Below are 26,348 nucleotides of genomic sequence, written 5' to 3'. Positions count from 1 at the left end.
TTGAAACGTAGAAACGCTCTACGACGAGCCTCTGCGTGGCGCTCGAGCGCCCGGACCTTTCATCATAAGTCATTAATTCACAATGGAATGTGCCAATGAAGTGATCTGAGTCAGCTGTTTGATTAGCGCACGGATTTATTCTGTGGTCTCTCTTCTCCTGCATTGGAGTCATGCGATGTCTGATTCTCCCGGAAAACTTCGATTAGGCGCACTGGTTGCACTTGTCGTGGGATCAATGATTGGTGGCGGGATCTTCTCATTGCCGCAAAACATGGCGGCCAGCGCCGATGTCGGCGCGGTATTGATCGGTTGGGTGATTACCGCCGTGGGCATGTTGACCCTGGCCTTCGTGTTTCAGACCCTGGCCAATCGCAAGCCCAACCTCGACGGCGGGGTCTACGCCTACGCCAAGGCCGGGTTTGGCGACTACATGGGTTTCTCATCCGCCTGGGGTTACTGGATCAGCGCCTGGCTGGGCAACGTCGGCTACTTCGTGCTGCTGTTCAGCACCCTCGGTTACTTCTTTCCGATCTTCGGCGAAGGCAACACCCCGGCGGCGGTGATCGGCGCGTCGGTGCTGCTGTGGGCCGTGCATTTTTTGGTACTGCGCGGGATCAAGGAAGCCGCGTTCATCAACCTGGTGACCACCGTCGCGAAGGTCGTGCCGCTGGTGCTGTTTGTGTTGATCGCGCTCTTCGCGTTCAAGCTGGACATCTTCACCGCTGACATCTGGGGTGTGAAAAACCCGGACCTGGGCAGCGTGATGAACCAGGTGCGCAACATGATGCTGGTCACCGTCTGGGTGTTCATCGGCATTGAAGGCGCGAGCATCTTCTCGTCCCGCGCCGAAAAACGCTCCGACGTCGGTAAGGCCACCGTGATCGGTTTTATCACCGTGCTGCTGTTCCTGATGCTGGTGAACGTGTTGTCCCTGGGGATCATGACCCAACCGGAACTGGCCAAGCTGCAGAACCCTTCGATGGCCGCCGTGCTGGAGCATGTGGTGGGTCACTGGGGCGCGGTGTTGATCAGCGTCGGCTTGATCATCTCCTTACTCGGGGCGCTGCTGTCGTGGGTGCTGCTGTGTGCGGAGATCATGTTCGCCGCGGCCAAGGACCACACCATGCCGGAATTCCTGCGCAAGGAAAACGCCAACCACGTGCCGGCCAACGCCCTGTGGCTGACCAACGCCATGGTGCAGATTTTCCTGGTGATCACGCTGTTCTCGGCCAGCACTTACCTGTCGCTGATCTACCTGGCCACCTCGATGATCCTGGTGCCTTACCTGTGGTCGGCGGCCTATGCACTGCTGCTGGCGGTGCGCGGTGAAACCTATGAAAGCGCCCCGGGCGAACGCCGCAAAGACCTGCTGATCGGCGCCATCGCGTTGATCTACGCGGTCTGGCTGCTGTACGCCGGTGGCACCAAGTACCTGTTGCTGTCCGCCCTGCTCTACGCCCCTGGCGTGATCCTGTTCGCCATGGCCAAGCATGAACTGGGCAAACCGATTTTCACCAACGTCGAGAAGCTGATTTTCGCCGCAGTCGTCATAGGCGCCTTCGTGGCGGGCTATGGCCTCTACTCCGGCTTCCTGACCCTGTAATTATTGTTCACTGGAGGATCTGTAATGACCACGGAAAAAGTGAAGTACGGCGTACATTCCGAAGCCGGCAAACTGCGCAAAGTCATGGTGTGCTCCCCAGGTTTGGCCCACCAGCGGCTGACCCCCAACAACTGCGATGAACTGCTGTTCGATGACGTGCTGTGGGTAGCCCAGGCCAAGCGCGACCATTTCGACTTCGTGACCAAGATGCGCGAGCGCGACATCGATGTGCTGGAAATGCACAACCTGCTGACCGACATCGTCGCCATCCCCGAAGCGCTGGACTGGATCCTGGCGCGCAAGATCACCGCCAACCAGGTCGGCCTGGGGCTGGTCAATGAGGTCAGCTCGTGGCTGCGCAGCCTGGAGCCGCGCAAGGTCGCCGAGTTCCTGATCGGTGGCGTGTCGGCCGATGACCTGCCGAGCAGTTTCGGTGGCAAGACCATCGAGATGTTCCGCGATTTCCTCGGGCACTCCAGCTTCATTCTGCCGCCACTGCCGAACACCCAGTTCACCCGCGACACCACCTGCTGGATCTACGGCGGCGTGACGCTGAACCCGATGTACTGGCCGGCACGACGCCAGGAAACCCTGCTGGCCAGCGCCATCTACAAATTCCACCCGGAGTTCACCAACGCCGACTTCCAGGTGTGGTACGGCCACCCGGACCAGGAACACGGCAACGCCACCCTGGAAGGCGGCGACGTGATGCCGATCGGTAACGGCGTGGTGTTGATCGGCATGGGCGAGCGTTCCTCGCGCCAAGCCATCGGCCAACTCGCCCTGAACCTGTTCAAGCACAAGGCCGTGGAGCGTGTGATCGTCGCCGGCCTGCCGAAATCCCGCGCGGCGATGCACCTCGACACCGTGTTCAGTTTCTGCGACCGCGACCTGGTCACGATCTTCCCGGAAGTGGTCAACCAGATCGTCGCTTTCACCCTGCGCCCGGACGAGACCAAGCCCGGCGGCATCGATATCCAACGCGAAAAAACCAACTTCCTCGACACCGTCGCCGCCGCCCTGAACCTCAAGGCCCTGCGCGTGGTGGAAACCGGCGGCAACAGCTTCGCCGCCGAACGCGAGCAGTGGGATGACGGCAACAACGTAGTGGCCGTGGAGCCTGGCGTGGTGATCGGTTACGACCGCAACACCTACACCAATACCCTGCTGCGCAAGGCCGGTGTGGAAGTCATCACCATCAGCGCCGGTGAACTCGGCCGGGGCCGTGGCGGTGGCCACTGCATGACCTGCCCGATCATTCGCGACCCAATCGACTACTAAGGAGATCCATCATGGCTTTCAACATGCGCAACCGCAGCCTGCTGTCGCTGATGCATCACACCACCCGCGAACTGCACTACCTGCTCGACCTGTCCCGCGACCTCAAGCGCGCCAAATACACCGGCACCGAGCGTCCGCACCTGAAGGGCAAAAACATCGCGCTGATCTTCGAAAAAACCTCGACCCGCACCCGTTGCGCGTTCGAAGTCGCGGCCCACGACCAGGGTGCCCACGTCACCTACATCGACCCGGTGTCGTCGCAGATCGGCCACAAGGAAAGCATGAAAGACACCGCCCGCGTTCTGGGCCGGATGTTCGATGCCATCGAGTACCGTGGCTTTGAACAGGAAATCGTCGAAGAACTGGCCAAGTTCGCCGGGGTGCCGGTGTTCAACGGCCTGACCGCTGAATTCCACCCGACCCAGATGATCGCCGACACCCTGACCATGCGCGAGCACAGCGACAAGCCGCTGCATGACATCAGCTACGCCTACCTGGGCGACGCCCGCTACAACATGGGCAATTCGCTGCTGATGATTGGCGCCAAGCTGGGTATGGATGTGCGCATCGGCGCACCGAAAGCCCTGTGGCCCCATGCTGATTTCATCAAGCAGTGCCAGGAATTCGCCGAAGAAAGTGGCGCGCGCATCACCATCACCGAAGACCCGAAAGAAGCGGTCAAAGGCGTGGACTTCATCCACACCGATATCTGGGTGTCCATGGGCGAACCGGTGGAAGCGTGGGACGAGCGCATCGAGCAACTGCTGCCGTACCAGGTCAACGCCAAGATGATGAAGGCCTCGGGCAACCCACGGGTGAAATTCATGCACTGCCTGCCGGCGTTCCATAACAGTGAAACCAAGGTCGGCAAGGACATCGCCGCGCGTTATCCGAACCTGGCCAACGGTGTGGAAGTGACCGAAGAGGTGTTTGAGTCCCCGGCCAATATCGCCTTTGAGCAGGCTGAGAATCGCATGCATACCATCAAGGCGATTCTGGTGTCGGCGTTGGCGGATATCTAAACCCACACCGCTCCCACTGTCGAAACACAGTCAATGTGGGAGCGGGCTTGCTCGCGAAGGCGGCGTGTCAGTCGCTGCATCTTTCGCCGATACATCGCTTTCGCGAGCAAGCCCGCTCCCACATTTTGTCCTGTGTTCACAAGGCCGAATTTTAGAAGGATTGAATTATGCGTATCGTCGTTGCACTGGGCGGCAACGCCCTTCTGCGCCGTGGTGAACCCATGACCGCAGACAATCAACGGGCCAATATCCGCATCGCCACCGAACAGATCGCCAAGATCCACAAAGGCAACGAGCTGGTGATTGCCCACGGCAATGGCCCGCAAGTGGGCCTGCTGTCGCTGCAAGCGGCGGCTTACACCCAGGTGTCGCCGTACCCGCTGGATGTGCTGGGCGCCGAAACCGAAGGCATGATCGGCTACATCATCGAACAGGAACTGGGCAACCTGCTGGACTTCGAAGTGCCGTTCGCCACGCTGTTAACCCAGGTTGAAGTCGACGCCAAGGACCCGGCCTTCCAGAACCCGACCAAGCCCATCGGCCCGGTCTACTCCAAGGCCGAAGCGGAAAAACTCGCGGCCGAAAAAGGCTGGGCAATTGCCCCCGATGGCGACAAGTATCGCCGCGTGGTGGCCAGCCCACGGCCGAAGCGGATCTTTGAAATCCGTCCAATCCAGTGGCTGCTGGAAAAAGGCAGCATCGTGATCTGCGCCGGTGGCGGCGGCATTCCGACGATGTATGGCGAAGACGGCAAGCTCAAGGGCATTGAAGCCGTGATCGACAAAGACCTGTGCTCATCCTTGCTGGCCGGGCAATTGGACGCTGATTTGCTGGTGATCGCCACCGACGTCAATGCCGCCTTTATCGACTTCGGCAAGCCCACCCAGAAAGCCATCGGCCAGGCGCACCCGGACGAAATCGAAAAGCTCGGCTTCGCCGCCGGCTCCATGGGACCCAAGGTCCAGGCCGCTTGCGAGTTCGCCCGCCAGACTGGCAAAACCGCAGTGATCGGTTCACTCTCGGACATCGAAGCGATCGTCCAGGGCACTGCCGGCACGCGAATCAGCACGGCGAAACCCGGAATCACCTACCTGTGAAGTAGAGGAGAAATGCCTATGGCTACCTTTGAACCTGGTCACCTGCACATCGAACGCCACGCGCTGAACAAGGATGACTACAGCTACAACCTGTGCATCGACTACGAAGTCAGCCAGGACCCAAAGGAAGGCAAAGGAATGCTCTTCAAAATGCACGGCTCGGTGCAGGACAAGGAGCTCAAGGAAGAGTTTTTCCTGCCCAAGGACCAGTCGTTCGACTTCGCCCGGCACGCGATGAATATCGCGCAGAAGTACGGCATGCCGAAGATTGCCGTGCTCAATGGGCAAATGCACAAGCAGTACGATTTGATGTTTGAAGATGTGCGGCATCAGTTGGATGTGAAGCCGGGGGATCCGGTCAAGCCCGAACACCTCGAATAACCCGATTTCCCAGGCACCAACCATCAAATGTGGGAGCGGGCTTGCTCGCGAATGCGGTGTGTCAGTCACCGGATGTATTAGCTGATACACCGCATTCGCGAGCAAGCCCGCTCCCACATTTTGATCTCCATCTTCTCCAAGGCATACTTGCCACCTCTCGCTCGCCAGAACCGCTAACCGCCCCATGCGTATCCACGTCAGCTTCATCGACCGCGTCGGCATCACCCAGGAAGTCCTGGCCTTGCTCGGTGGGCGCAATCTCAACCTGGATGCGGTGGAAATGGTTCCGCCCAACGTCTACATCGACGCTCCAACCCTGAGCGCCGAAGTGCTGGAAGAGCTGCGCGACGCACTGTTCAGCGTGCGCGGCGTGCAAGCCGTGACCGTGGTCGACATCCTCCCCGGCCAACGCCAGCACCTGCAACTCGACGCCTTGCTGGCCGCCATGACCGACCCGGTGCTGGCCTTGGACAGCGCCGGCAAGATCCTCCTGGCCAACCCGGCCTTGGTCGCCTTGTACGGTCGCGAGCCCGCCGGCGAGAGCATCAATGAACTGTTCGACGACCCAAAGTTGCTGGCCACCTTGCTCGAACACGGCTTTCGCCTGGCCCTGCGGGAAATCAACGTGAACGGCCAGACCCTGCTGCTGGACGCCACGCCGATCACTGACGCCGGCGCCCTGCTGACCCTGTACCCACCCAACCGCATCGGCGAACAACTGTCGGCGCTGCACCATGACCATGCCGAAGGGTTCGACGCGCTGCTGGGCGAGTCCCCGGCGATCCGCACCCTCAAGGCGCGGGCGCAACGGGTGGCGGCGCTGGATGCACCGTTGTTGATCCAGGGCGAGACCGGTACGGGCAAGGAACTGGTGGCCCGCGCCTGCCACGCCATCAGCGCGAGGCACAGTGCGCCGTTCCTGGCCTTGAACTGCGCCGCGCTGCCGGAAAACCTGGCCGAGAGCGAGCTGTTCGGTTACGCCCCCGGCGCCTTTACCGGTGCCCAGCGCGGTGGCAAGCCGGGGCTTATGGAACTGGCCAACCAGGGCACGGTATTCCTCGACGAGATCGGCGAAATGTCACCGTACCTGCAGGCCAAGTTGCTGCGGTTTCTCAACGACGGCAGTTTCCGTCGGGTAGGCGGCGACCGCGAGGTGAAGGTCAATGTGCGGATCCTCAGCGCCACCCACCGCGACCTGGAAAAAATGGTCAGCGAAGGCACCTTCCGCGAAGACCTGTTCTACCGCCTCAATGTGCTCAACGTCGAAGTACCGCCCCTGCGCGAGCGCGGCCAGGACATCCTGCTGCTGGCCCGCTACTTCATGCAGCAGGCCTGCGCGCAGATCCAGCGCCCGGTGTGCCGCCTGGCGCCGGGCACCTACCCTGCACTGCTGGGCAACCGCTGGCCGGGCAACGTGCGCCAGTTGCAGAACGTGATCTTCCGCGCCGCGGCCATTTGCGAAAGCAGCCTGGTGGACATTGGCGACCTGGACATCGCCGGCACCTCGGTGGCGCGCCAGAACGACGGTGAAGTCGACAGTCTGGAGCAGGCGGTGGAAGACTTCGAGCGCGGGTTGCTGGAGAAGCTGTATACCAGTTACCCGTCCACTCGCCAGCTGGCGAGCCGCCTGCAAACCTCCCACACCGCCATCGCCCATCGCTTGCGCAAGTACGGCATTCCCAACAAGCCCTGACTGAACGCGGTCAACATGTGGGAGCTGGCTTGCTTGCGATAGCGGTGTCGACTGACCCAACGCTATCGCAGGCAAGCCAGCTCCCACATTGATTGCATTCCAACGTTGATATCAAAAGCGACGCCCACCTGTACTGAAAGCGCTACAGCGGAACGATATCGATACACGCCGCCCCGAGCGTCGCCATGCAAGGCTTTGATCCTCATAGGCTTTTTTTCAACGGCCCAGCTGTAGCGATATCGCTACAGCCAGCGTTCGAACACCACCGGCCATAATCAGTAACCAATTGTTTTATAACGATAAAAAAACATTGGCCGCAATTTTGCTAAGCAACTCCTAATTATTCCAATCCCGTCCACCAGACGAATCTGGCCCTGAGGAGTTTCCATGAGCGAGTTGCGCTTTACTGAAGATCACGAATGGCTGCGCGCCGAAGCCGACGGCAGCGTTACCGTGGGCATTACCGCTTTTGCGCAGAACGCGCTGGGTGATGTGGTTTTCGTGCAACTGCCTGAACTGCAGGCCTACGACAAGGGCGCAGAAGCCTCCACCGTTGAATCGGTCAAGGCCGCCAGCGGCGTATACATGCCATTGGACGGCGAAGTCCTCGAAGTAAATGACAAGCTGGATGGCAGCCCCGAGCTGGTCAACGAAGACCCGATGGGCGAAGGCTGGTTCTTCCGCTTTAAACCGGCTGATGCCGATGCAGTAGCTAAGCTGTTGGATCAGGATGCGTATGACCGCCTGATCAAAGCCAACGCTGAAGCCTGAGGAGCGCGCCATGACTAATCTGACCACCGCCAACGAATTCATTGCCCGCCACATCGGCCCGCGCCAAGACGACGAGCAACACATGCTCGCCACCCTGGGCTTTGATTCCCTGGAAGCCCTGAGCGCCAGCGTGATCCCGGAAAGCATCAAGGGCACCGCCGTGCTGGGTCTGAGTGATGGCCTGAGCGAAGCCGACGCACTGGCTTCGATCAAGGCGATTGCCGCCAAGAACGAGCTGTTCAAGACCTACATCGGCCAGGGCTACTACAACTGCCACACACCGTCGCCGATCCTGCGCAACCTCCTGGAAAACCCGGCCTGGTACACAGCCTACACGCCGTATCAGCCGGAGATTTCCCAGGGCCGCCTGGAATCGCTGCTGAACTTCCAGACGCTGATCAGCGACCTCACCGGCCTGCCGATCGCCAACGCCTCGCTGTTGGACGAAGCCACCGCCGCTGCCGAAGCCATGACCTTCTGCAAACGCCTGAGCAAGAACAAAGGCAGCAACGCGTTCTTCGCCTCCGTGCACAGCCACCCGCAAACCCTCGACGTACTGCGCACCCGTGCCGAGCCGCTGGGCATCGACGTAGTCGTGGGCGACGAGCGTGAACTGACCGATGTCAGCGCCTTCTTCGGCGCCCTGCTGCAATACCCGGCGAGCAACGGTGACGTGTTCGACTACCGCGAACTCACCGAGCGCTTCCACGCCGCCAACGCACTGGTGGCCGTGGCCGCCGACCTGCTGGCCCTGACCCTGCTGACCCCGCCGGGTGAGTTCGGTGCCGACGTGGCCATCGGCAGCGCGCAACGCTTTGGCGTACCGCTGGGCTTCGGTGGCCCGCACGCGGCGTACTTCTCCACCAAGGATGCGTTCAAGCGCGACATGCCGGGCCGCCTGGTAGGCGTCTCCGTGGACCGTTTCGGCAAGCCGGCCCTGCGCCTGGCCATGCAGACCCGCGAGCAACATATCCGCCGCGAGAAGGCCACCAGCAACATCTGCACCGCCCAAGTGCTGTTGGCCAACATCGCCAGCATGTATGCCGTGTACCACGGCCCGAAAGGCCTGACCCAGATTGCCAACCGCATTCACCACCTGACCGCGATCTTCGCCAAAGGCTTGAGCGCATTGGGCCTGGCGGTTGAGCAAGCCAACTTCTTCGATACCCTGACCATCAAGACCGGCGCGCAAACCGCCGCCCTGCACGACAAGGCCCGTGCCCAGCGCATCAACCTGCGTGTGGTCGATGGCGAACGCCTTGGTCTGTCGGTGGACGAAACCACCTCCCAAGCCGATATCGAAACCCTGTGGAGCGTGTTCGCCGGCGGCAAAGCCCTGCCAGACTTCGCCGCATTGGCTGCCAGCGTTGAAAGCACCCTGCCGGCCGCGCTGCTGCGCCAGTCGCCGATCCTCAGCCACCCGGTGTTCAACCGTTATCACTCCGAAACAGAGCTGATGCGCTACCTGCGCAAGCTGGCCGACAAGGACCTGGCCCTGGATCGCACCATGATCCCGCTGGGCTCGTGCACCATGAAGCTCAACGCCGCCAGCGAAATGATCCCGGTGACCTGGGCCGAGTTCGGTGCCCTGCACCCGTTCGCCCCAGCCTCGCAAAGCGCCGGCTACCAGCAACTGACCACCGAACTGGAAGCCATGCTCTGCGCGGCCACCGGTTACGACGCGATCTCCCTGCAACCGAACGCCGGTTCCCAGGGCGAGTATGCTGGCCTGCTGGCCATTCGTGCCTATCACCAGAGCCGTGGCGAAGAGCGCCGCGACATCTGCCTGATCCCGTCGTCGGCCCACGGCACCAACCCGGCCACCGCCAACATGGCCGGCATGCGCGTAGTGGTCACCGCTTGCGATGCCCGCGGTAACGTCGACATCGAAGACCTGCGCGCCAAAGCTATCGAGCACCGCGAACACCTCGCTGCGCTGATGATCACCTACCCGTCCACCCACGGCGTGTTCGAAGAAGGCATCCGCGAAATCTGCGGGATCATTCACGACAACGGCGGCCAGGTGTACATCGACGGCGCCAACATGAACGCGATGGTCGGCCTCTGTGCCCCGGGCAAGTTCGGCGGCGACGTGTCCCACCTGAACCTGCACAAGACCTTCTGCATTCCCCACGGCGGTGGCGGCCCGGGCGTTGGCCCGATTGGCGTCAAATCCCACCTGACCCCGTTCCTGCCCGGCCATGCCGCGATGGAACGCAAGGAAGGCGCAGTCTGCGCCGCACCGTTCGGCAGCGCGAGCATCCTGCCGATCACCTGGATGTACATCAGCATGATGGGCGGCGCAGGCCTCAAGCGCGCTTCGCAGTTGGCGATCCTGAATGCCAACTACATTTCCCGTCGCCTGGAAGAGCACTACCCCGTGCTGTACACCGGCAGCAATGGCCTGGTGGCCCACGAATGCATCCTCGACCTGCGCCCGCTGAAAGACAGCAGCGGCATCAGCGTGGATGACGTGGCCAAGCGTCTGATCGACTTTGGTTTCCACGCCCCGACCATGTCGTTCCCGGTAGCCGGCACCCTGATGATCGAGCCGACCGAAAGCGAATCCAGGGAAGAACTGGACCGCTTCTGCGACGCGATGATCGCCATCCGCGAAGAAATTCGTGCAGTGGAAAACGGCTCGCTGGACAAGGACGACAACCCGCTGAAGAACGCACCACACACTGCCGCGGAACTGGTTGGCGAATGGAGCCACCCATACAGCCGTGAACAAGCGGTGTACCCGGTGGCGTCGTTGATCGAGGCCAAGTACTGGCCGCCGGTTGGCCGGGTCGACAACGTGTTTGGCGATCGCAATTTGGTGTGTGCGTGCCCGTCGATCGAGAGCTACGCGTAACCTGACCGGTAGGACGCGATCAATGTGGGAGCTGGCTTGCCTGCGATAGCGGTGTATCAGTTGACAGACATGTTGCCTGACCCACCGCTATCGCGGGCAAGCCCGGCTCCCACAGGGATCGGGTACAACCGAAAATCTGCGTCCAATAATAAGAAACCGGAGAACAACCATGTCTTTAAGCGTGTTCGACCTGTTCAAGATTGGCATCGGCCCCTCCAGCTCCCACACCGTTGGCCCGATGCGCGCTGCCGCTCGATTCGTCGAAGGCCTGAAGCGCGATAACCTGTTAGCCACCACCACCTGCGTCAAGGTGGAGCTCTATGGTTCCCTCGGCGCCACCGGCAAAGGCCACGGCAGTGACAAGGCCGTATTGCTGGGCTTGGAAGGCGAACACCCGGACACCGTGAACACTGAAACCGTCGCCGCACGCTTGTCGGAAATTCGCGGCAACGCACGCTTGAACCTGCTCGGCGAACACAGCATTGCGTTCAACGAGAAAGAACACCTGGCGATGATTCGCAAACCTCTGCCCTATCATCCCAACGGCATGATCTTCCGCGCTTTCGACGCCGCCAGCCTGCAGATTCGCAGCCGCGAGTACTACTCGGTGGGCGGCGGGTTTGTGGTGGATGAAGACGCCGCCGGCCACGATCGTATCGTCGAAGACGCCACGCCCCTGACCTTCCCGTTCAAAAGTGCCAAGGACTTGCTCGGCCATTGCGCCACCTATGGGCTGTCCATCAGCCAGGTGATGCTGACCAATGAAAGCGCCTGGCGACCGGAAGCGGAAACCCGTGCCGGCCTGCTGAAGATCTGGCAGGTGATGCAGGACTGCGTGGACGCGGGCTGTCGCAACGAAGGGATTTTGCCGGGAGGCCTGAAGGTCAAACGACGCGCTGCCGCGCTGCACCGCCAGCTGTGCAAGCACCCGGAATCGGCGCTGCGTGACCCGTTGTCGGTGCTGGATTGGGTCAACCTGTACGCCTTGGCGGTCAACGAAGAAAACGCCAATGGCGGGCGCGTGGTGACTGCGCCCACCAACGGGGCGGCCGGGATTGTGCCGGCGGTGTTGCACTACTACATGCGCTTTATCCCGGGGGCCAGCGAAGACGGTGTGGTGCGTTTCCTGCTCACCGCCGCGGCCATCGGCATTCTGTACAAGGAAAACGCCTCGATTTCCGGCGCCGAAGTCGGCTGCCAGGGGGAAGTCGGCGTGGCCTGTTCCATGGCCGCCGGCGCCCTGTGTGAAGTGTTGGGCGGTACGGTTTCCCAAGTGGAGAACGCCGCGGAGATCGGCATGGAACACAACCTCGGCCTGACCTGCGACCCCATCGGCGGCTTGGTGCAGGTGCCTTGCATCGAGCGCAACGCCATGGGTTCGGTCAAGGCCATCAATGCGGTGCGTATGGCCCTGCGCGGCGACGGGCAACACTTCGTGTCCCTCGACAAGGTCATCCGCACCATGCGCCAGACCGGCGCCGACATGAAAAGCAAATACAAGGAAACCGCCCGTGGCGGTTTGGCGGTCAACATTATCGAGTGCTGACGCCTACAAGCGCGTCCGCACGTTTTTCAGGAGCTGAATATGTCCACCGAAACCCTGTTGAAAACCCCATTGCACGCCCTGCACATCGAGCTGGGCGCACGCATGGTGCCCTTCGCCGGCTACGACATGCCGGTGCAATACCCGCTGGGCGTGATGAAAGAACACCTGCACACCCGTGAACAGGCCGGGTTGTTCGATGTGTCGCACATGGGCCAGATCCGCCTGACCGGCGCCGGTGCCGCCAAGGCCCTGGAAACCTTGGTGCCGGTGGACATCATTGACCTGCCGGTGGGCATGCAGCGTTATGCGATGTTCACCAACGAGCAAGGCGGCATCCTGGATGACCTGATGGTTGCCAACCTGGGTAACGACGAACTGTTCCTGGTGGTGAACGCTGCCTGCAAGGACCAGGACCTGGCCCACCTGCGCCAGCACATCGGTGACCAGTGCAGCATCGAGCCACTGTTCGAGGAACGCGCCCTGCTCGCCCTGCAAGGCCCCGCTGCCGTCAGCGTGCTGGCGCGCCTGGCACCGGAGGTCAAGCACATGACCTTCATGCAATTCGCACCGACCCGCCTGCTGGGCGTGGACTGCTACGTCAGCCGCTCGGGCTATACCGGCGAAGACGGCTTCGAAATCTCGGTGCCGGCCGCCAGCGCCGAAGCCCTGGCCCGCAGCCTGCTGGCCGAAACCGAAGTGCAGGCCATCGGCCTGGGCGCTCGCGACTCCCTGCGCCTGGAAGCCGGCCTGTGCCTCTACGGCCATGACATGAACACCGAGACCACGCCGATTGAAGCCAGCCTGTTGTGGGCGATTTCCAAGGCCCGTCGCGCCGATGGCGCACGTGCCGGCGGCTTCCCGGGTGCCGACGCAATCTTCACCCAGCAACAAACCGGCGTGAGCCGCAAACGCGTGGGCCTGTTGCCGCAAGAGCGGACACCGGTGCGCGAAGGTGCAGAGATCGTCGACGAACACGGTACCGTGATCGGTAGCGTCTGCAGCGGCGGCTTTGGCCCGAGCCTGGGCGGCCCGCTGGCCATGGGTTATCTGGACAGTGCGTTCATCGCGTTGGATACCGAAGTATCTGCATTGGTACGTGGGAAAAAGGTGCCACTTCGTGTAAGTAAAATGCCATTCGTGCCACAACGTTACTACCGTGGTTGATTGACTGTTCCTATAAGTAACGCGGTTGCGTTAACGTGCACTAATCTGTAACGCAACCGCCACATTAAAGTGCACTGTCGATAGTCAATGTTATGTTCTGTCACCTATAACAAGTGACGGATTCTATCGAATAAAGACGTTCCACATTGTGAACAGAACTGTAATGAAGCCGAGCAAAACCCGGGCTTTTCCCAGGGCTTGTTTTTTCTGTCTTAGTTGTCGTAGAGTTTGCCCACTGTGTTTGCATGGGTCGCTTTGAACCTGGACCTGGGCAGTAGCCAAAGTTTGCTACAACCCGTTCGACGTCTCTTACTTTCCTGCAACCCAGCCCAGTACTCTTTCATGTGAAAGGGGCTGTCATTAATTTTTAGCGTCAAGGAAATAAGAAAATGGCTGAACGTCAGAGCGGTACCGTCAAGTGGTTTAACGACGAGAAAGGGTTTGGTTTTATCACTCCAGAAAGCGGTCCGGATCTGTTCGTCCACTTCCGCGCTATTCAGGGCAACGGCTTCAAAAGCCTGAAAGAAGGCCAGAAAGTGACCTTCATCGCGGTGCAAGGCCAAAAAGGCATGCAAGCCGACGAAGTACAAGCAGAAGGCTGATCCTTGCTGCGACAAAAAGCCTCTGATATGACATCAGGGGCTTTTTTATGGGCGTTCTTCCGTAAAATGGCTTTTTTCCTGCCGAGAGCCATGCCATGTCGAAACACCTGCTGAGCCCCCAAGGCGAGTTTCCCGCCGTAGGCCTGGGCCGTCGTCTGGCAGCGATGTTCTATGACTTCCTGTTGTGCACGGCCCTGCTGATCGTCACGGCCTTTATCTACAAGCTGGTGTGGATGGGGTTTGTCGGGGAGGCCAAGTTGCGGGCGCTGTCTGAGTCTGGCGCGCTGGATGGTGATCCGCTGTTGTCGACGATTTTGTTTTTTGTGTTGTTTGGGTTTTTTGCCAAGTTCTGGACGCATTCGGGGCAGACCCTAGGGATGCAGGTTTGGGGGGTGCGGGTGCAGAACGCTGATGGGTCGCGGATTAGTCTGTGGCAGGCGTTGTTGCGGTTTGTGGTGTCGATTGCTTCGTGGTTGTGTCTGGGGCTTGGGTTTGTCTGGTCGTTGTTCGACAAGCAGAAGCGTGGCTGGCATGACATTTATTCGGATACGCGGTTGGTGCGGGTTCCGAAGAAAAAGAAGTAGGTTTTTAGATTGGGGGCATATCCGTTGCTGCGGTTATGGCCGCTTAGGGTTCCGCTCTTACAGCGGCTCACTTTTGAAAAGCGCAAAAGTAAGCAAAACGCTCTTGCCCCACCACTCGGCACCTCGCTTAGGCTCGGTGTGCCCTCACTCCGGCTTTGGACCGTGGGCCGCCGCGATGGGCCATCCTTGGCCCAGCGCGGCTAACCCGGCGTCCTGCCGGGTTACCCACGCTCCAAAGCCTGCGTTCGGCCAGCGTGGTTTAACGGGGCGCCTAAGATCAAAAGCAGATCAAGAGCACAGCGGCCTACCGGCCGGCTTGAGTGTTAGAAGCCAGATCAAAAGCCAAAGCGAAAGCCAAATCTGAAGCTGATGCAGCTCTGCTTTTCTGTGGGAGCTGGCTTGCCTGCGATGCAGACACCTCGGTGTATCAGGCAGACCCAGTTGATGCCATCGCAGGCAAGCCAGCTCCCACATTTGACCGTGCCCGCTTTAGCTTTTGATTTGGCTTTTAAACACTCAAGCCGGCCGGTAGGCCGCTGTGCTCTTGCTTTTGATCTTGATCTGCGGGCCCCGTTAACCACGATGGCCGCAAGTAGGCACGGTGGAGCGGGTAAATCGGCAGGGATGCCGATTTAGCCGCGCCGGGCCATGGATGGCCCGTCGCGGCGGCCCGCGGAGCCGTGCCGGAGTGCGGGCATGCCGAGCCTAGGCGAGGCACCGAGTGGTGGGGCAAAGACCTTTTGGTTACTTTTGGGGCGTTTGCCAAAAGTGACCCGCTGTAAGAGCGGAACCATAAGCCGCCGTTACCGCAGCAACGGATATGTACACAAACCAACCCACCGCAAATCAGGCATTCCCCGCCAACCTCAACCGAGCCGCCTGCGTAAAATCCAACATCCGCTTCAGCGGCCTAACCGCCTGCGGAATCACCGAAGGCTCAACAAAAATCTCATTACTCCCCTCACGCAAACACTGCAGCGTACGCTCCAGGGTATTCATCGCCATCCAGGGACAATGCGCACAGCTGCGACACGCCGCCCCATTCCCGGCCGTCGGCGCCTCGACAAACACCTTGTCCGGACACAACTGCTGCATCTTGTAGAAGATGCCCCGATCAGTAGCCACGATAAACGTCTTGTTCGGCAACCGCTGCGCCGCCGCGATCAACTGGCTGGTCGACCCCACCGCATCCGCCAACTCGATCACCGACGTCGGCGACTCCGGGTGCACCAGAATCGCTGCGTCCGGGTACAACGCCTTCATGTCCTCCAACTGCTTGGACTTGAACTCCTCGTGAACGATGCACGCACCGTCCCACAGCAGCATGTCCGCCCCCGTCTGACGCTGGATATAGGTACCCAGATGCTTATCCGGCCCCCAGATAATGGTCTCGCCGTTATCCATCAGGCTTTCGACAATCTCCAACGCACAACTGGAGGTGACCACCCAATCAGCCCGTGCTTTCACCGCCGCCGACGTGTTGGCATAAACCACCACCGTGCGCTCGGGGTGCTGATCACAGAACGCCGAGAACTCATCCACCGGGCAACCAAGGTCCAGAGAGCACGTGGCTTCCAGGGTTGGCATCAGGATGCGTTTTTCAGGGGTAAGGATCTTGGCCGTTTCGCCCATGAAGCGCACGCCCGCCACCAATACGGTCTTGGCCGGGTGCGCCGCGCCGAAGCGGGCCATTTCCAGGGAGTCGGAGACACAGCCACCGGTTTCTTCGGCCAGGGCCTGAATCACCGGATCGCAGTAGAAGTGCGCCACCAGCACCGCGTCCTGAGCCTTGAGCTCGGCGGCGATGGCGGCACGGTAGCCCGCCTCTTCTTCGGCGCTCAGCACCTTGGGCTGCTTAGCGTCGAGGTGGGCTTGGACCAGAAGGCGTTCGGAAATTTGCGTCATGTTCGCAAGACCTGCAGGCGCAGTTGCGCGAAAGTCGAGTGTACCACCGGCTCTGGAGCCTTTCGGGCGCCGCCGGACGAAGTGATTGTGTTCATCAAGCACGGTGAAGCTGCGCAAGGCTACAGAATATCGAATGGTTTCAAAAGCCTAATCTGGGATTCGGCGAGGCATAAAAAAGGGAAACCCGGCCAGGGGTTTCCCTTTTTTACAACGACCGGTTTAACGGGGCAAAACGGTGGGGTCGTCTTGCAGCAACACCCACTGATGCATGTTCGCCAGCGCATCCTTCAGGATGGTTTCATCAGCGCCCTGGGCCTTCTTGCCTTCGCGCGCCGCATACTCCAGCAACACCAGATAGTCGCGATGGCTGCTGGCCTGGTTCGGCGCCACGCTGTCTTTAACCAATATCCCCATCTCATAGCGCTGGGTGCGGGTGTTCTGGCTGGCGCTCTGGTCCACGGAGGCGTTGGTCAGGAGTCCGTCCTTGTAGGTGATATTCGCCGCGCTGCTGGCCTTGTCGTCGACCTGCACGTAGAGGTAGTTCTGCGACTCGCGCCGGGTGCCGAGGTCCGGCGCCTTCCCACCGTCGAGCCCCAAATGAAAACTGGCTTTGAGACTTGATTGCTGGGCCTGATGGATCGTGCGATTCAAAATATCATTGCCGCCCACGCGCGTCTTCTGGGAGACGTCATAGGCAAAGGTGTCGGTTTCTCCCAGGCGTGCAGGGTTAGTGGACTTGGTGGCCTGGGTGATGGATGCCTTGAAGTCGGCCAGGCCCGTCAGCAGGCCTTGATCCGCCGCGCTCCGGGTCAGCGCCGCAGGGGCTTTGACGCCCTGCGGGTAGTTGCTGTTCATGGCGGTAAACGCATCCTTGAACATTGCCATCAGGTCAGCATCGGCTTTGCCTCGCGCCTGGGCCTTGTCGAATTGGGCCAGGTAGCTTTTCAGCGCGATGGCCTGTTGCTTGGCGTTACCGATGATGCCGGCGTTTTTCAGGTCGACCGAGAGATTCACCTCCCCTGCCGGGCCACTCATCCGCGTCGTACGGCTTTGGCTGTCCGCATGGAATGCAAGGGTGAGGTCCTCAGCATTGCGTACTTTCAATTTGCCGCTGAGGTCCACCGAGGACAACACACTGGAATCAAACTGCGTCAGCTTGCTCAGCTCGAGTTTCGGCGGCTGGGCGGCCAGGCCGTCAATAGCACCCTGGAAGGCTTCGCCCAACTTGGCGATTTCCTTGAGCTCGGCGGCGCTGAGGGTGCCGCCGTCCACCTTGGCCTGCGCGGCCAGGCCACCGGACTGGCTGGCCAGGCTGAAGGTGACGGTCTTGCCGCTGGCCGTCTTGACGGTGAGGCTGACCAGGTTGTCTGCCTTGCTGTGGAGCAGCGCCTGTTGAATCTTGAGCTCGTCGGGGCTTTGGGTCTTGGACGAAGTGGTGGTCAGCGCCGACTGGGAAATGTCGGTACCGCTCTTCGCAAATTGCTCGATCAGGGTAGCGCCCAGGCCGCTGAAGCCCGTGCCTCTGGGCAGCGCATAGAAATTCGTGTTGATCGCTTTAGTGACCGCATCGTAGCTGTCACTTTCCCAGGCGTTGATCGACCCATGGCCGGGCAATTGGCCGTTACGGGAATAGGTCTCGGCTTGAACCTCCACCGTGACATTACCAAGGCTGACCACCGAGGAAGGACGCACGGCAGTGGCGTCCGTTTCGGGCGTCAGCGTTGCTGGCGGCGTAACGGCGGGTCGATTGATAAGGGGAATGGCGGAGCTGATCGGCGAAAGCGTAGTCATGACGATCCCTGTCTTGAGCTGGATTGCTCCTAATCTAACCAAGACAGGCAGGGTTTGGTAGCACGATTGATACAATTAATAGCAAAGAGCCACGTCAGAAAAATGACTCTTTGCCCTCTTTCGGTGCGTCAGAAGCGGTAAGTGACCGAACCACCAAAACCGTTGGCGCTGTTTTCATACTTGGCGTCGTAGGTCAGGCCCAAGGCGGGCTGGTTCTGATGCACCTTGATCGGTTCTTCCTTGAGGTAGGAATAGGCCACGTCAAACGTTACGTTTTCAATTGGCGTCCACCCGGCACCGAGGCTGAACACCGTGCGGTCACCCGTCGGAATCCGCACGGAACGGTCGGTGTTGTTGGTTGGCGTCTGGTCCACCGAGAACCCGGTACGCAGCACCAGTTGTTTGTTGACCCGATACGCCGCGCCAATGGCGTGGGACCAGGTGTCATGCCAGTTCTGCTGTTCGGTGATTGAATTCAAACCGCCAAACTGGGCGGCCAAAGCGGACACACCGTCGTTGTTGATGGTGATCTTCTTCAACTGGCTCCAGCGCGTGTAAGTGCTGCCCAGGTACAAGGTCCAGTCATCGTTCAGTTGATGGGTAACCGAGAAGTCCACCGACGAGGGTGTGGTGACATTGAGGCTGGCGTCATAGCGTTGCGGGCCGCCATCAAAGGCATCGGAAATCAGGCCGGAAGCGTTGGTCTTGCCGCTGAGGTGGTAGACCACTTGCGAGTGATAAGTCAGGCCGATGCGCGTGTTTTCCAGCGGCTGTACAAGGATACCGGCATTGAAACCGGTGGCGGTGTCGTCACCCTTGACCTTGACCTTCTCGCCGGCGCCACCCCCGAGAGGCACGTTGGAATCCAGTTCACCCGAGATCCGGTTGAAGGTGGGACCGAAACCCACCGACACCTTGTCGTTGAAGGCATAACTGACCGTCGGCTGGACGGTAATGACCTTGATCTGGCTTTTATTGCCAAAGCCATTGCCCTGAAAGCTGCGCTCATAGTCGGTTTCCAGGCCGAACGGCGCGTAGATCCCCAGGCCGAACGCCCAGTGTTCATCAATCGGCGTCACCAGGTAGCCCATCGGAACGGCAATGCCCGGCACCATGTCGCCCTTGTCGGTGCCGGGGTTGTTGGCACCAAATTGCGAGGAGCTGGCATTCTTGATATTCGAACTGGCATCCAGGTAGGTCGCCCCGATGCTCACTTCATTCTGCTTGAGGCGGGCCATGCCGGCCGGGTTGCCGTACACCGTGCTGGCGTCATCGGCGGAAGAGGAACGCCCGGCGTAACCGGTACCCATTGAACTGATGCTTTGTTCATTGAGGGCGAAACCACCCGCAAGCAGGGAAGTGGAGGCGAGCGAAATCGACAGCGCCAAAGCGCTCTTGAAGAGTTTTTTATTCATTATTAGAACTCGAATTATTGGGCAGCGAGAGGAAGCTACCAATCTTCGAGCGGGCAAATTATGAAGAGTTTTTCATGGGAAAAATTGTCCGACAATCTTAGTTTTTTCAAAGACTTCGACGGTTTTCCCGGCACTTATTCAGACCTGAAAACCCGAATATGACTGATGGGTTTTAACCCTGGTCCTTCCGCTTGCAGCATGGCGAGCGATGGTCACCGAATAAGTGTCAAGTCGCTGGTGATATAGGTGTCGTAATGACATGATGGCGGCCATTTAACACGCGCGGCCGCACTCAAATGAATAGCACCATCGGGAAGGGCTCCGATACAAATAGCCCACCTGAATCTGGCGAGAGTGATTTGTCCGCCGCGGGCCTTACTCACAGTGAAGCCTTCACTGAGCGCGTGCTTGCCAGCATCAATGACTGCATCAAGGTGCTGGACCTGGACGCCCGTCTGACCTTCATGAGCGAAGGCGGCAAGCAGATCATGGAAGTCAGCGACTTCAATGCGATTCGCGGCTGTCCCTGGCCCGACTTCTGGCAAGACCAGGGCAATCTCGACGCCAAGGCCGCCGTGGAGGCCGCCAAGGCCGGTCGCAACGCCAGCTTTGTCGGCGCCGCCAACACCCTGGCCGGCAACCTGAAATGGTGGCACGTGAACGTCAGCCCGATCATGGGCAGTGACGGCCTGCCGGAAAAAATCCTCTGCGTGTCCCGGGACATCACGCCCCTGCGCGAAGCCGAAGAGTCCCTGCGCAAACTCAACGAGTCCCTGGAACAGCGGGTGATCGAACGCACCCGCGACCGCGACCGCATCTGGCGCCTGTCGCCGGACCTGATGCTGGTGGCGCAACTCGATGGTGTGATCTCCGCCGTGAACCCGGCGTGGACACGCATGCTCGGCCACACCGAAAACGACCTGGTGGGCAGCCAATTGCTGGCCCTGGTTCACCCCGACGACCTGGCCGTCTCATCCTCGGCGGTCAGCCGTCTGGGGGACGGCAAGAACTTCCCCAACTTCAAGAACCGTTACCGCCACCAGGACGGCAGCTACCGCATGATCGCCTGGACGGCCGTGCCCGACAGCGATTACATCCATGCCGTGGGCCGCGACATCCAGGCCGAGGAAGAAGCCAAGGAAGCCTTGCGCCTGTCGGAAGATGCCCGGCGCCAGTCGCAGAAACTGGAAGCCATCGGCCAGCTGACTGGCGGTGTCGCCCACGACTTCAATAACCTGCTGACGGTGATCAAGTCCTGCGCCGACTTGCTCAAGCCGCCCGCCCTCAGCGAAGCGCGGCGCGTGAAATACGTGGAAGCCATCGCCAGCACCGTCGACCGCGCAGCCCGCCTGACCGCCCAGTTGCTCACGTTCGCTCGCCGCCAGGCCCTGCGGCCAGAAGTGTTCAACGTCGGCGAAAGTGTGAAGCGGGTGGGCGAGATGATGGACAGCCTGACCGGTTCACGGGTCAAGGTAAGCATCCAGGTGCCTGACGACGCCTGCTTTATCAACGCCGATGAAAGCCAGTTCGATACCGCGCTGGTCAATATGGTGGTCAACGCCCGGGACGCCATGGCCGGTCATGGGCATTTGACGATCACCGTTTCGACGGCAGACTGGTTGCCTTCGGTTCGCGCTCATCCGGTACGCATCGCCGAATACGTAACCATCGAGTTGGCCGACACCGGCTCGGGTATCCCGCCGGAAAAACTCGACGCGATCTTTGAGCCCTTCTACACCACCAAGGGCATCGGCCAGGGCACCGGTCTGGGCTTGTCTCAGGTGTACGGCTTCGCCAAGCAGTCGGGCGGTGAAATCCTGGTGCAGAGCGAGTGCGGCACCGGCAGCCAGTTCACCCTGTACCTGCCCAAGGTCGAGCCAAGTACCCTACCGGTTCTTCAAGACACCAGCGCCACGCCCATCGTCTCAAGCTTGTGTGTGCTGATGGTCGAGGACAACGCCGATGTCGGCCTGTATACCTCGCAAACCCTGGAACAGATGGGCTTTCACGTACTCTGGGTCCCGGATGCCAACAGCGCACTGGAAGCCCTGGCCCCCAACCCGGAAAGCTTTCAGGTGGTGTTCTCCGACATCTCCATGCCCGGCATGAGCGGCCTGGAGTTGCTGGACGCAATCGAGGCCCTGTATCCCTGGCTGCCGGTGGTGCTCACCACTGGCTACAACGACGAGTACGCGCGTATCGCTCAGGAAGAGGCCAGCCGTTTTGTCTTGCTGCAGAAGCCATACTCCACCGAGGCACTGGCCCTGCTGCTGCAAAAAGTCGTCAAGAGCCGCCTGACCCTGATCGCACAAGGCTAAACCGCCGGCTGGGCCGCGCTGTCTGGAACATTGCCCATCTCCAGGGCCAAGTCCAGCCAGGCCCGCGCTGCGGGGGGCAAATGCGCCTGTCGCCGCCAGGCCAGGGCGATGTGCCAATCGGTCTGGGGCTCGTCCAGCTGGATCAGAGCAATACCGGCGTGCAGGTGTTTGTAAGCCAGCATGCTCGGCAAAAACGCGACTCCCAAGCCTGCGGCAACCAGGTCGACGATAAAGTCGATCTGGGCGCTGCGGGCGGTGACGCGCGGGACTACGCCTCTGCGCTCGCAGGCCGTGAGAATAATCCGGTTAAGCGCAAACCCGGCTTCGAACAGAATAAAGGGCGAGTCGGCCAGATCGGAAAAATCGACGCTTTTGCGCCCGGCCAATGGATGGTCGATCGGCATCACCACCATCAGCGGCTCGACGCGTACATCCTGATATTCAAATTCACCCGCCACCGGTACCAGCAACGCGGCCAGGTCCACCTCCCCGGCCTCCAGGCATTCGCCCAACTTCTTGCTGCCGTGCTCGATCAGCTCGATCTCGATCTCCGGATAACGCTGTCGATACAACGCAAACATCGCCGCAAACAGCACGCCACTGCCCACCGGCGGCAAGCCGATGCGCAAGACACCGCGCTTGAGCCCCAGCAGATCATTGATCTCGGCCACCAGGTCACTGCGCTCGGCCAGCAACACCAGAGCGCGTCGGTAGGCAATTTCGCCAGCGGCCGTCAGCTCGCTCTTGTGGCCGATGCGATTGAACAGCGGCGTGCCCAACTCATCTTCCAGGGTCTTGACCGCCTTACTGACGGTAGACTGGGTGAGCGAAACCACCTCGGCCGCCTGTGAGAAGCTGCCCTGGCGAACCACTTCGACAAAGGCCAACAACGTACGAAGGTTCATGAGTATTCCATTTGCGACTTGATTCAAGTTGGAAAAGTTGTTTTTACCATGAAAGGCCTTTGTCTATGCTCACCCCACCGTTTTTCTTCACTCGGGGCATCACTGTTCATGATCATTTCGTCCGCATCGGATTACCGCGAAGCCGCCCGCCGCAAACTGCCGCGTTTCCTGTTCGACTACATCGACGGCGGTGCCTACGCCGAACACACCCTCAGGGCCAACAGCTCGGACCTGTCCGATATCAGCCTGCGCCAGCGCATCCTGCGTAACGTCGAAAGCCTGAGCCTTGAAACCACGCTGTTCGACCAGCCCTTGGCGATGCCGGTGGTCCTCAGCCCGGTGGGCCTGACCGGCATGTTTGCCCGGCGCGGTGAAGTTCAGGCGGCGAAGGCGGCGGCGAACAAGGGCATTCCGTTTTGCCTGTCGACGGTGTCTGTGTGCCCGATCGAGGAAGTGGCGTCCCAGAGCGCGCAATCCATCTGGTTTCAGCTGTATGTGCTGAAAGATCGCGGCTTCATGAAAAACGCCCTGGAGCGAGCCCAGGCAGCCGGGGTGAAAAACCTCGTGTTCACCGTCGACATGCCCACCCCCGGCGCACGTTATCGCGACGCTCATTCGGGGATGTCCGGCGCCTACGGGCCGCAACGCCAAATCCTGCAGGCCATGACCAAACCGGCCTGGGCCTTCGATGTGGGTCTGCTGGGGCGCCCCCACGACCTGGGCAACATCTCCAAATACCTGGGCAAGCCCACCCAACTGAAGGACTACATCGGCTGGCTGGCCAACAACTTCGACCCGTCCATCAGCTGGAAAGACCTGGAGTGGATCCGCGAGTTCTGGAAAGGCCCGATGATCATCAAAGGCATCCTCGACCCCGAGGATGCCAAAGACGCGGTGAGCTTTGGCGCCGACGGCATCGTCGTCTCCAACCACGGCGGCCGCCAGCTGGATGGCGTGCTGTCCACGGCGAAGGCGCTGGCACCTATCGTACAAGCCGTGGGCAGCGATCTGACGGTGCTGGTGGACTCCGGCGTACGCTCGGGGCTGGACGTGGTGCGCATGCTCGCGCTGGGTGCCAAGGGCGTATTGCTGGGCCGTGCACAAGCTTATGCACTGGCCGCCGACGGACAGCGTGGCGTGGAAAACCTGCTGGATATCTTCGCCAAGGAGATGCGCGTGGCCATGACGCTGACCGGGGTCACGTCGATTGCACAAATCAATGAATCGATTCTGGTGCGCGGCCAAAACTGAGTTGAAGCGAAGCAGCCCCGGTCTCTTGCCAAGGCCGGGGCTGCCCTTTTCAGTCACGTATAAACAAAACGATTAAGCACCTGTATTGCAACAATCCAAAAGCCCCCTCGCACCATCCCCCCTGACAAAAGCCCGCAAAACCAACCTGCATTAGGCAACCGCTTGCCCGCCCTGCACCACCTCTGTGCATTTATTTTGTGAATAACGCGGCATTCCCCACGTTTTACGTAATAAATCCTGCCACTGATGTAACAAACCGTTTAATGATGGCTCAACTGTGGAAAGTCCCTGAGTTCACCGTTTTGGCTCAGGGGCATGGATCGTGCGTATTTCACGTTAAGGATGTCGAGTGCCGAATCAGCCCTCAACCGAGCGACTCTGTTGTAGCAACAGACTGATCGTTGCCCTGCTCTGCCTGTGCACGCTGCCGGCGGCCGCCGCCGATGGGCCGCTGCCTGGCCAGGAAGCATTGCGCTTGCAGCAGCAACAGCAGCGCGACCTGCAGCAATTACAACTGGAACAGCGTCAGCGGCAAATCCAGCGAGGCAGTTTCGCAGTACCACCGACCACACCCGCACTGCCGGCAGACACCGCCCAGGACCAGCGCTGCTGGCCTTTGAGCGGTACGCGCGTGGCCGGTGTCACGCTGTTCAACAAGGCTGAACTGAACACCCGCATCGAACCCTATGTGGCGCCGTGCATGGGCGTCGCGCAGATCAACCGCCTGCTCGCCGAGATCACCCGCCTGTATGTCGAGGCCGGCTATATCGCCAGTCGCCCATACCTGATCAGCACCCCGGCCGCCGGGCACCCGCTGGATATTCACGTCGAGGAAGGCTACGTCGAAGCCATCGAGCTGGCCGATCAGAGCCTCCCCGTGTCGTTACGCGGGGCATTCCCAGGAATGCTCGGCGAACCGCTGAACCTGCGGGACCTGGAACAGGGCCTGGACCAACTCAATCGCCTGCGCTCGGTTGACCTCACCGCCGACATCGCCCCCGGCAGCACACCGGGCGCCTCACGGATCATCCTGCGCTCGCGCAGCAGTGCCTCGCGGTGGGCGTTGGGACTGGGTGTCGACAACCTGGGAAGTGCCGGCACCGGCCGTGATCGCAATGCGGTGAGCCTGAGCCTGGACAGCCCGTTGCAGCTCAACGACGCCCTCAACCTGAGCTTCAGCGACACCCTCAACCACGGCCCGCGTTACAGCCGCAGCAACAGCCTGTTTTATTCCATCCCCTACGGTTACTGGACCTACAGCCTGTTCGCCAGCCATGCCGAGTACCGCTCGCCGTTCAAGCTCAGCCGCACCACGCTCTATAACAGTGGCCGCACCGATCAAGTCAGCCTGCGCACCGACCGGGTGTTGTGGCGCGACCAAAGCCATCAACTGAGCGCCAACCTGCAACTGGCTTACAAGGACGTCGACAGCTACCTGCAAAAGGTTCGGCTGGGTATTCAGAGCCCGACCCTGACCGTGGCCGAGGCCGGTGTGAATCTGTTCTGGCTCAACAGCGCGGTGTGGAACCTGGACGTCAATTACGCTCAGGGCCTGACCTGGTTCGGCGCCGACCGCGATGCCGATCAGGTAGTGAAAAACCTGCCCCAGGCGCAATTTCACAAGTACCGAGCCAACCTCACCCAATGGCGCAACGGCCAGCTTATCGGGCAACCGTGGCAGTGGCAGAGCCAACTGTCGGTGCAATACAGCCCGGATGCATTGCCTGCCATCGAACAACTGCTGGTGACTGACGATTCGGCGGTGCGTGGCTATCGCGAGAACAACGCGTCCGGTGCCATTGGCGCGGTGTGGCGCAACACCCTGCGCCTGCCACTCAACAGCGACCTGCCGTTCAAGATCACCCCGCGGCTGGGCCTGGACAACGGCTGGGTCAAGCGTGAATACGGCGCCCGCAGCCAACGCCTGAGCGGCGCCAGTGCCGGGCTCAACCTGAGCTGGAAGAACGTGCAACTCGACCTCGATTACCAACGCAACTTGAACACCCCCGCGGGGTTTGCCCAGGAGCCGGAGGTCTGGCTGACGCGCCTTAGTTTGCAGATATGAGCCGACACCTGATTTGCCTGAAATAACCGCAGCACCTGATCAGCACGGCAGCGTTGCACCGAACGACGCACTTCACCGATCAGCCAACAGAGCGAGA

At 60.5% G+C, this 26,348-nt stretch carries 19 protein-coding genes; 15 read left to right on the top strand and 4 right to left on the bottom strand.

Going from position 1 to position 26,348, the window contains the following annotated elements; genetic code table 11:
• Positions 1–175 precede the first annotated feature (175 nt).
• From arcD to BLU46_RS23360, 12 genes are all read left to right on the top strand, one after another.
• The gene (gene arcD / locus BLU46_RS23415; protein ID WP_063027657.1) at positions 176–1,603 is read left to right on the top strand and encodes an arginine-ornithine antiporter; all 1,428 of its coding nucleotides are present in this window, start codon (positions 176–178) and stop codon (positions 1,601–1,603) included.
• A 24-nt stretch (positions 1,604–1,627) separates the two neighbouring features.
• Entirely contained in the window at positions 1,628–2,884 is a 1,257-nt protein-coding gene (arcA, locus tag BLU46_RS23410) for an arginine deiminase (protein ID WP_093205752.1), read from the top strand.
• Positions 2,885–2,895: 11 nt separating this feature from the next.
• Positions 2,896–3,906: an ornithine carbamoyltransferase gene (locus BLU46_RS23405; protein ID WP_010169901.1), complete on the top strand. Its 1,011-nt coding sequence runs from the start codon at positions 2,896–2,898 to the stop codon at positions 3,904–3,906.
• Positions 3,907–4,073: 167 nt separating this feature from the next.
• Positions 4,074–5,003: a carbamate kinase gene (gene arcC, locus BLU46_RS23400; protein ID WP_063027655.1), complete on the top strand. Its 930-nt coding sequence runs from the start codon at positions 4,074–4,076 to the stop codon at positions 5,001–5,003.
• Between the two features lie 18 nt (positions 5,004–5,021).
• Positions 5,022–5,384, top strand: a complete 363-nt coding sequence (locus BLU46_RS23395; RefSeq protein WP_063027653.1) for a DUF5064 family protein — start codon at positions 5,022–5,024, stop codon at positions 5,382–5,384.
• Positions 5,385–5,568: 184 nt separating this feature from the next.
• A complete protein-coding gene (locus BLU46_RS23390) occupies positions 5,569–7,077 on the top strand; it encodes a sigma-54-dependent transcriptional regulator (protein WP_093205747.1) in 1,509 nt (502 codons plus the stop codon).
• Positions 7,078–7,464: 387 nt separating this feature from the next.
• A complete protein-coding gene (gene gcvH / locus BLU46_RS23385; protein WP_005790845.1) occupies positions 7,465–7,848 on the top strand; it encodes a glycine cleavage system protein GcvH in 384 nt (127 codons plus the stop codon).
• 10 nt (positions 7,849–7,858) lie between these two features.
• Positions 7,859–10,705 (top strand): aminomethyl-transferring glycine dehydrogenase, encoded by a 2,847-nt coding sequence (gene gcvP / locus BLU46_RS23380; RefSeq protein WP_093205742.1) that lies wholly within the window; start codon positions 7,859–7,861, stop codon positions 10,703–10,705.
• A gap of 169 nt (positions 10,706–10,874) precedes the next feature.
• Complete coding sequence (locus tag BLU46_RS23375) at positions 10,875–12,251, top strand: L-serine ammonia-lyase (RefSeq protein WP_063027647.1); 1,377 nt, start codon at positions 10,875–10,877, stop codon at positions 12,249–12,251.
• 39 nt (positions 12,252–12,290) lie between these two features.
• Complete coding sequence (gene gcvT, locus BLU46_RS23370; protein ID WP_063027645.1) at positions 12,291–13,415, top strand: glycine cleavage system aminomethyltransferase GcvT; 1,125 nt, start codon at positions 12,291–12,293, stop codon at positions 13,413–13,415.
• Between the two features lie 389 nt (positions 13,416–13,804).
• Complete coding sequence (locus tag BLU46_RS23365) at positions 13,805–14,017, top strand: cold-shock protein (RefSeq protein ID WP_003316897.1); 213 nt, start codon at positions 13,805–13,807, stop codon at positions 14,015–14,017.
• Positions 14,018–14,112: 95 nt separating this feature from the next.
• Positions 14,113–14,601, top strand: coding sequence for an RDD family protein (locus BLU46_RS23360; protein ID WP_093205738.1), 489 nt, complete (start codon positions 14,113–14,115; stop codon positions 14,599–14,601).
• A gap of 846 nt (positions 14,602–15,447) precedes the next feature.
• Here BLU46_RS23360 and nadA read toward each other — a convergent pair.
• The 3 genes from nadA to BLU46_RS23335 all read right to left on the bottom strand — a co-directional run bounded on the left by nadA (position 15,448) and on the right by BLU46_RS23335 (position 19,712).
• A complete protein-coding gene (gene nadA / locus BLU46_RS23345; protein ID WP_003209852.1) occupies positions 15,448–16,506 on the bottom strand; it encodes a quinolinate synthase NadA in 1,059 nt (352 codons plus the stop codon).
• Positions 16,507–16,725: 219 nt separating this feature from the next.
• Positions 16,726–18,297, bottom strand: a complete 1,572-nt coding sequence (locus BLU46_RS23340; protein WP_231988830.1) for a lactate dehydrogenase — start codon at positions 18,295–18,297, stop codon at positions 16,726–16,728.
• Between the two features lie 128 nt (positions 18,298–18,425).
• On the bottom strand, positions 18,426–19,712 hold the full coding sequence (locus tag BLU46_RS23335; protein ID WP_093205723.1) for an OmpP1/FadL family transporter: 1,287 nt from the start codon (positions 19,710–19,712) through the stop codon (positions 18,426–18,428).
• 359 nt (positions 19,713–20,071) lie between these two features.
• On the opposite strand from BLU46_RS23335, the gene BLU46_RS23330 reads away from it, so the two are divergent.
• Positions 20,072–22,030, top strand: a complete 1,959-nt coding sequence (locus tag BLU46_RS23330) for a hybrid sensor histidine kinase/response regulator (RefSeq protein ID WP_093205718.1) — start codon at positions 20,072–20,074, stop codon at positions 22,028–22,030.
• Here BLU46_RS23330 and BLU46_RS23325 read toward each other — a convergent pair.
• The gene (locus BLU46_RS23325; protein WP_017475691.1) at positions 22,027–22,935 is read right to left on the bottom strand and encodes a LysR family transcriptional regulator; all 909 of its coding nucleotides are present in this window, start codon (positions 22,933–22,935) and stop codon (positions 22,027–22,029) included. The genes BLU46_RS23330 and BLU46_RS23325 overlap by 4 nt on opposite strands.
• Positions 22,936–23,043: 108 nt before the next feature.
• Here BLU46_RS23325 and lldD point away from each other — a divergent pair, with 108 nt between their 5' ends.
• Positions 23,044–24,186: an FMN-dependent L-lactate dehydrogenase LldD gene (lldD, locus tag BLU46_RS23320; protein ID WP_063027632.1), complete on the top strand. Its 1,143-nt coding sequence runs from the start codon at positions 23,044–23,046 to the stop codon at positions 24,184–24,186.
• A 394-nt stretch (positions 24,187–24,580) separates the two neighbouring features.
• On the top strand, positions 24,581–26,251 hold the full coding sequence (locus BLU46_RS23315; protein ID WP_218167857.1) for a ShlB/FhaC/HecB family hemolysin secretion/activation protein: 1,671 nt from the start codon (positions 24,581–24,583) through the stop codon (positions 26,249–26,251).
• The last annotated feature ends 97 nt before the right edge of the window (positions 26,252–26,348 follow it).

This window comes from Pseudomonas yamanorum (assembly GCF_900105735.1).
Classification (GTDB): Bacteria; Pseudomonadota; Gammaproteobacteria; order Pseudomonadales; family Pseudomonadaceae; genus Aquipseudomonas; species Aquipseudomonas yamanorum.
The sequence above is the reverse complement of the archived record's forward strand: the minus strand, read 5'-3'. Positions and strand labels throughout refer to the sequence as shown.

Coding starts and splice junctions, on each gene's coding strand:
- BLU46_RS23335 (WP_093205723.1), bottom strand. CDS start 19,712: ATGAATAAAAAACTCTTCAAGAGCGCTTTGGCGCTGTCGATTTCGCTC.
- BLU46_RS23375 (WP_063027647.1), top strand. CDS start 10,875: ATGTCTTTAAGCGTGTTCGACCTGTTCAAGATTGGCATCGGCCCCTCC.
- BLU46_RS23340 (WP_231988830.1), bottom strand. CDS start 18,297: ATGACTACGCTTTCGCCGATCAGCTCCGCCATTCCCCTTATCAATCGA.
- BLU46_RS23360 (WP_093205738.1), top strand. CDS start 14,113: ATGTCGAAACACCTGCTGAGCCCCCAAGGCGAGTTTCCCGCCGTAGGC.
- arcC (WP_063027655.1), top strand. CDS start 4,074: ATGCGTATCGTCGTTGCACTGGGCGGCAACGCCCTTCTGCGCCGTGGT.
- BLU46_RS23325 (WP_017475691.1), bottom strand. CDS start 22,935: ATGAACCTTCGTACGTTGTTGGCCTTTGTCGAAGTGGTTCGCCAGGGC.
- gcvP (WP_093205742.1), top strand. CDS start 7,859: ATGACTAATCTGACCACCGCCAACGAATTCATTGCCCGCCACATCGGC.
- gcvT (WP_063027645.1), top strand. CDS start 12,291: ATGTCCACCGAAACCCTGTTGAAAACCCCATTGCACGCCCTGCACATC.
- arcA (WP_093205752.1), top strand. CDS start 1,628: ATGACCACGGAAAAAGTGAAGTACGGCGTACATTCCGAAGCCGGCAAA.
- gcvH (WP_005790845.1), top strand. CDS start 7,465: ATGAGCGAGTTGCGCTTTACTGAAGATCACGAATGGCTGCGCGCCGAA.
- BLU46_RS23390 (WP_093205747.1), top strand. CDS start 5,569: ATGCGTATCCACGTCAGCTTCATCGACCGCGTCGGCATCACCCAGGAA.
- nadA (WP_003209852.1), bottom strand. CDS start 16,506: ATGACGCAAATTTCCGAACGCCTTCTGGTCCAAGCCCACCTCGACGCT.
- BLU46_RS23365 (WP_003316897.1), top strand. CDS start 13,805: ATGGCTGAACGTCAGAGCGGTACCGTCAAGTGGTTTAACGACGAGAAA.
- arcD (WP_063027657.1), top strand. CDS start 176: ATGTCTGATTCTCCCGGAAAACTTCGATTAGGCGCACTGGTTGCACTT.
- BLU46_RS23405 (WP_010169901.1), top strand. CDS start 2,896: ATGGCTTTCAACATGCGCAACCGCAGCCTGCTGTCGCTGATGCATCAC.
- BLU46_RS23395 (WP_063027653.1), top strand. CDS start 5,022: ATGGCTACCTTTGAACCTGGTCACCTGCACATCGAACGCCACGCGCTG.
- lldD (WP_063027632.1), top strand. CDS start 23,044: ATGATCATTTCGTCCGCATCGGATTACCGCGAAGCCGCCCGCCGCAAA.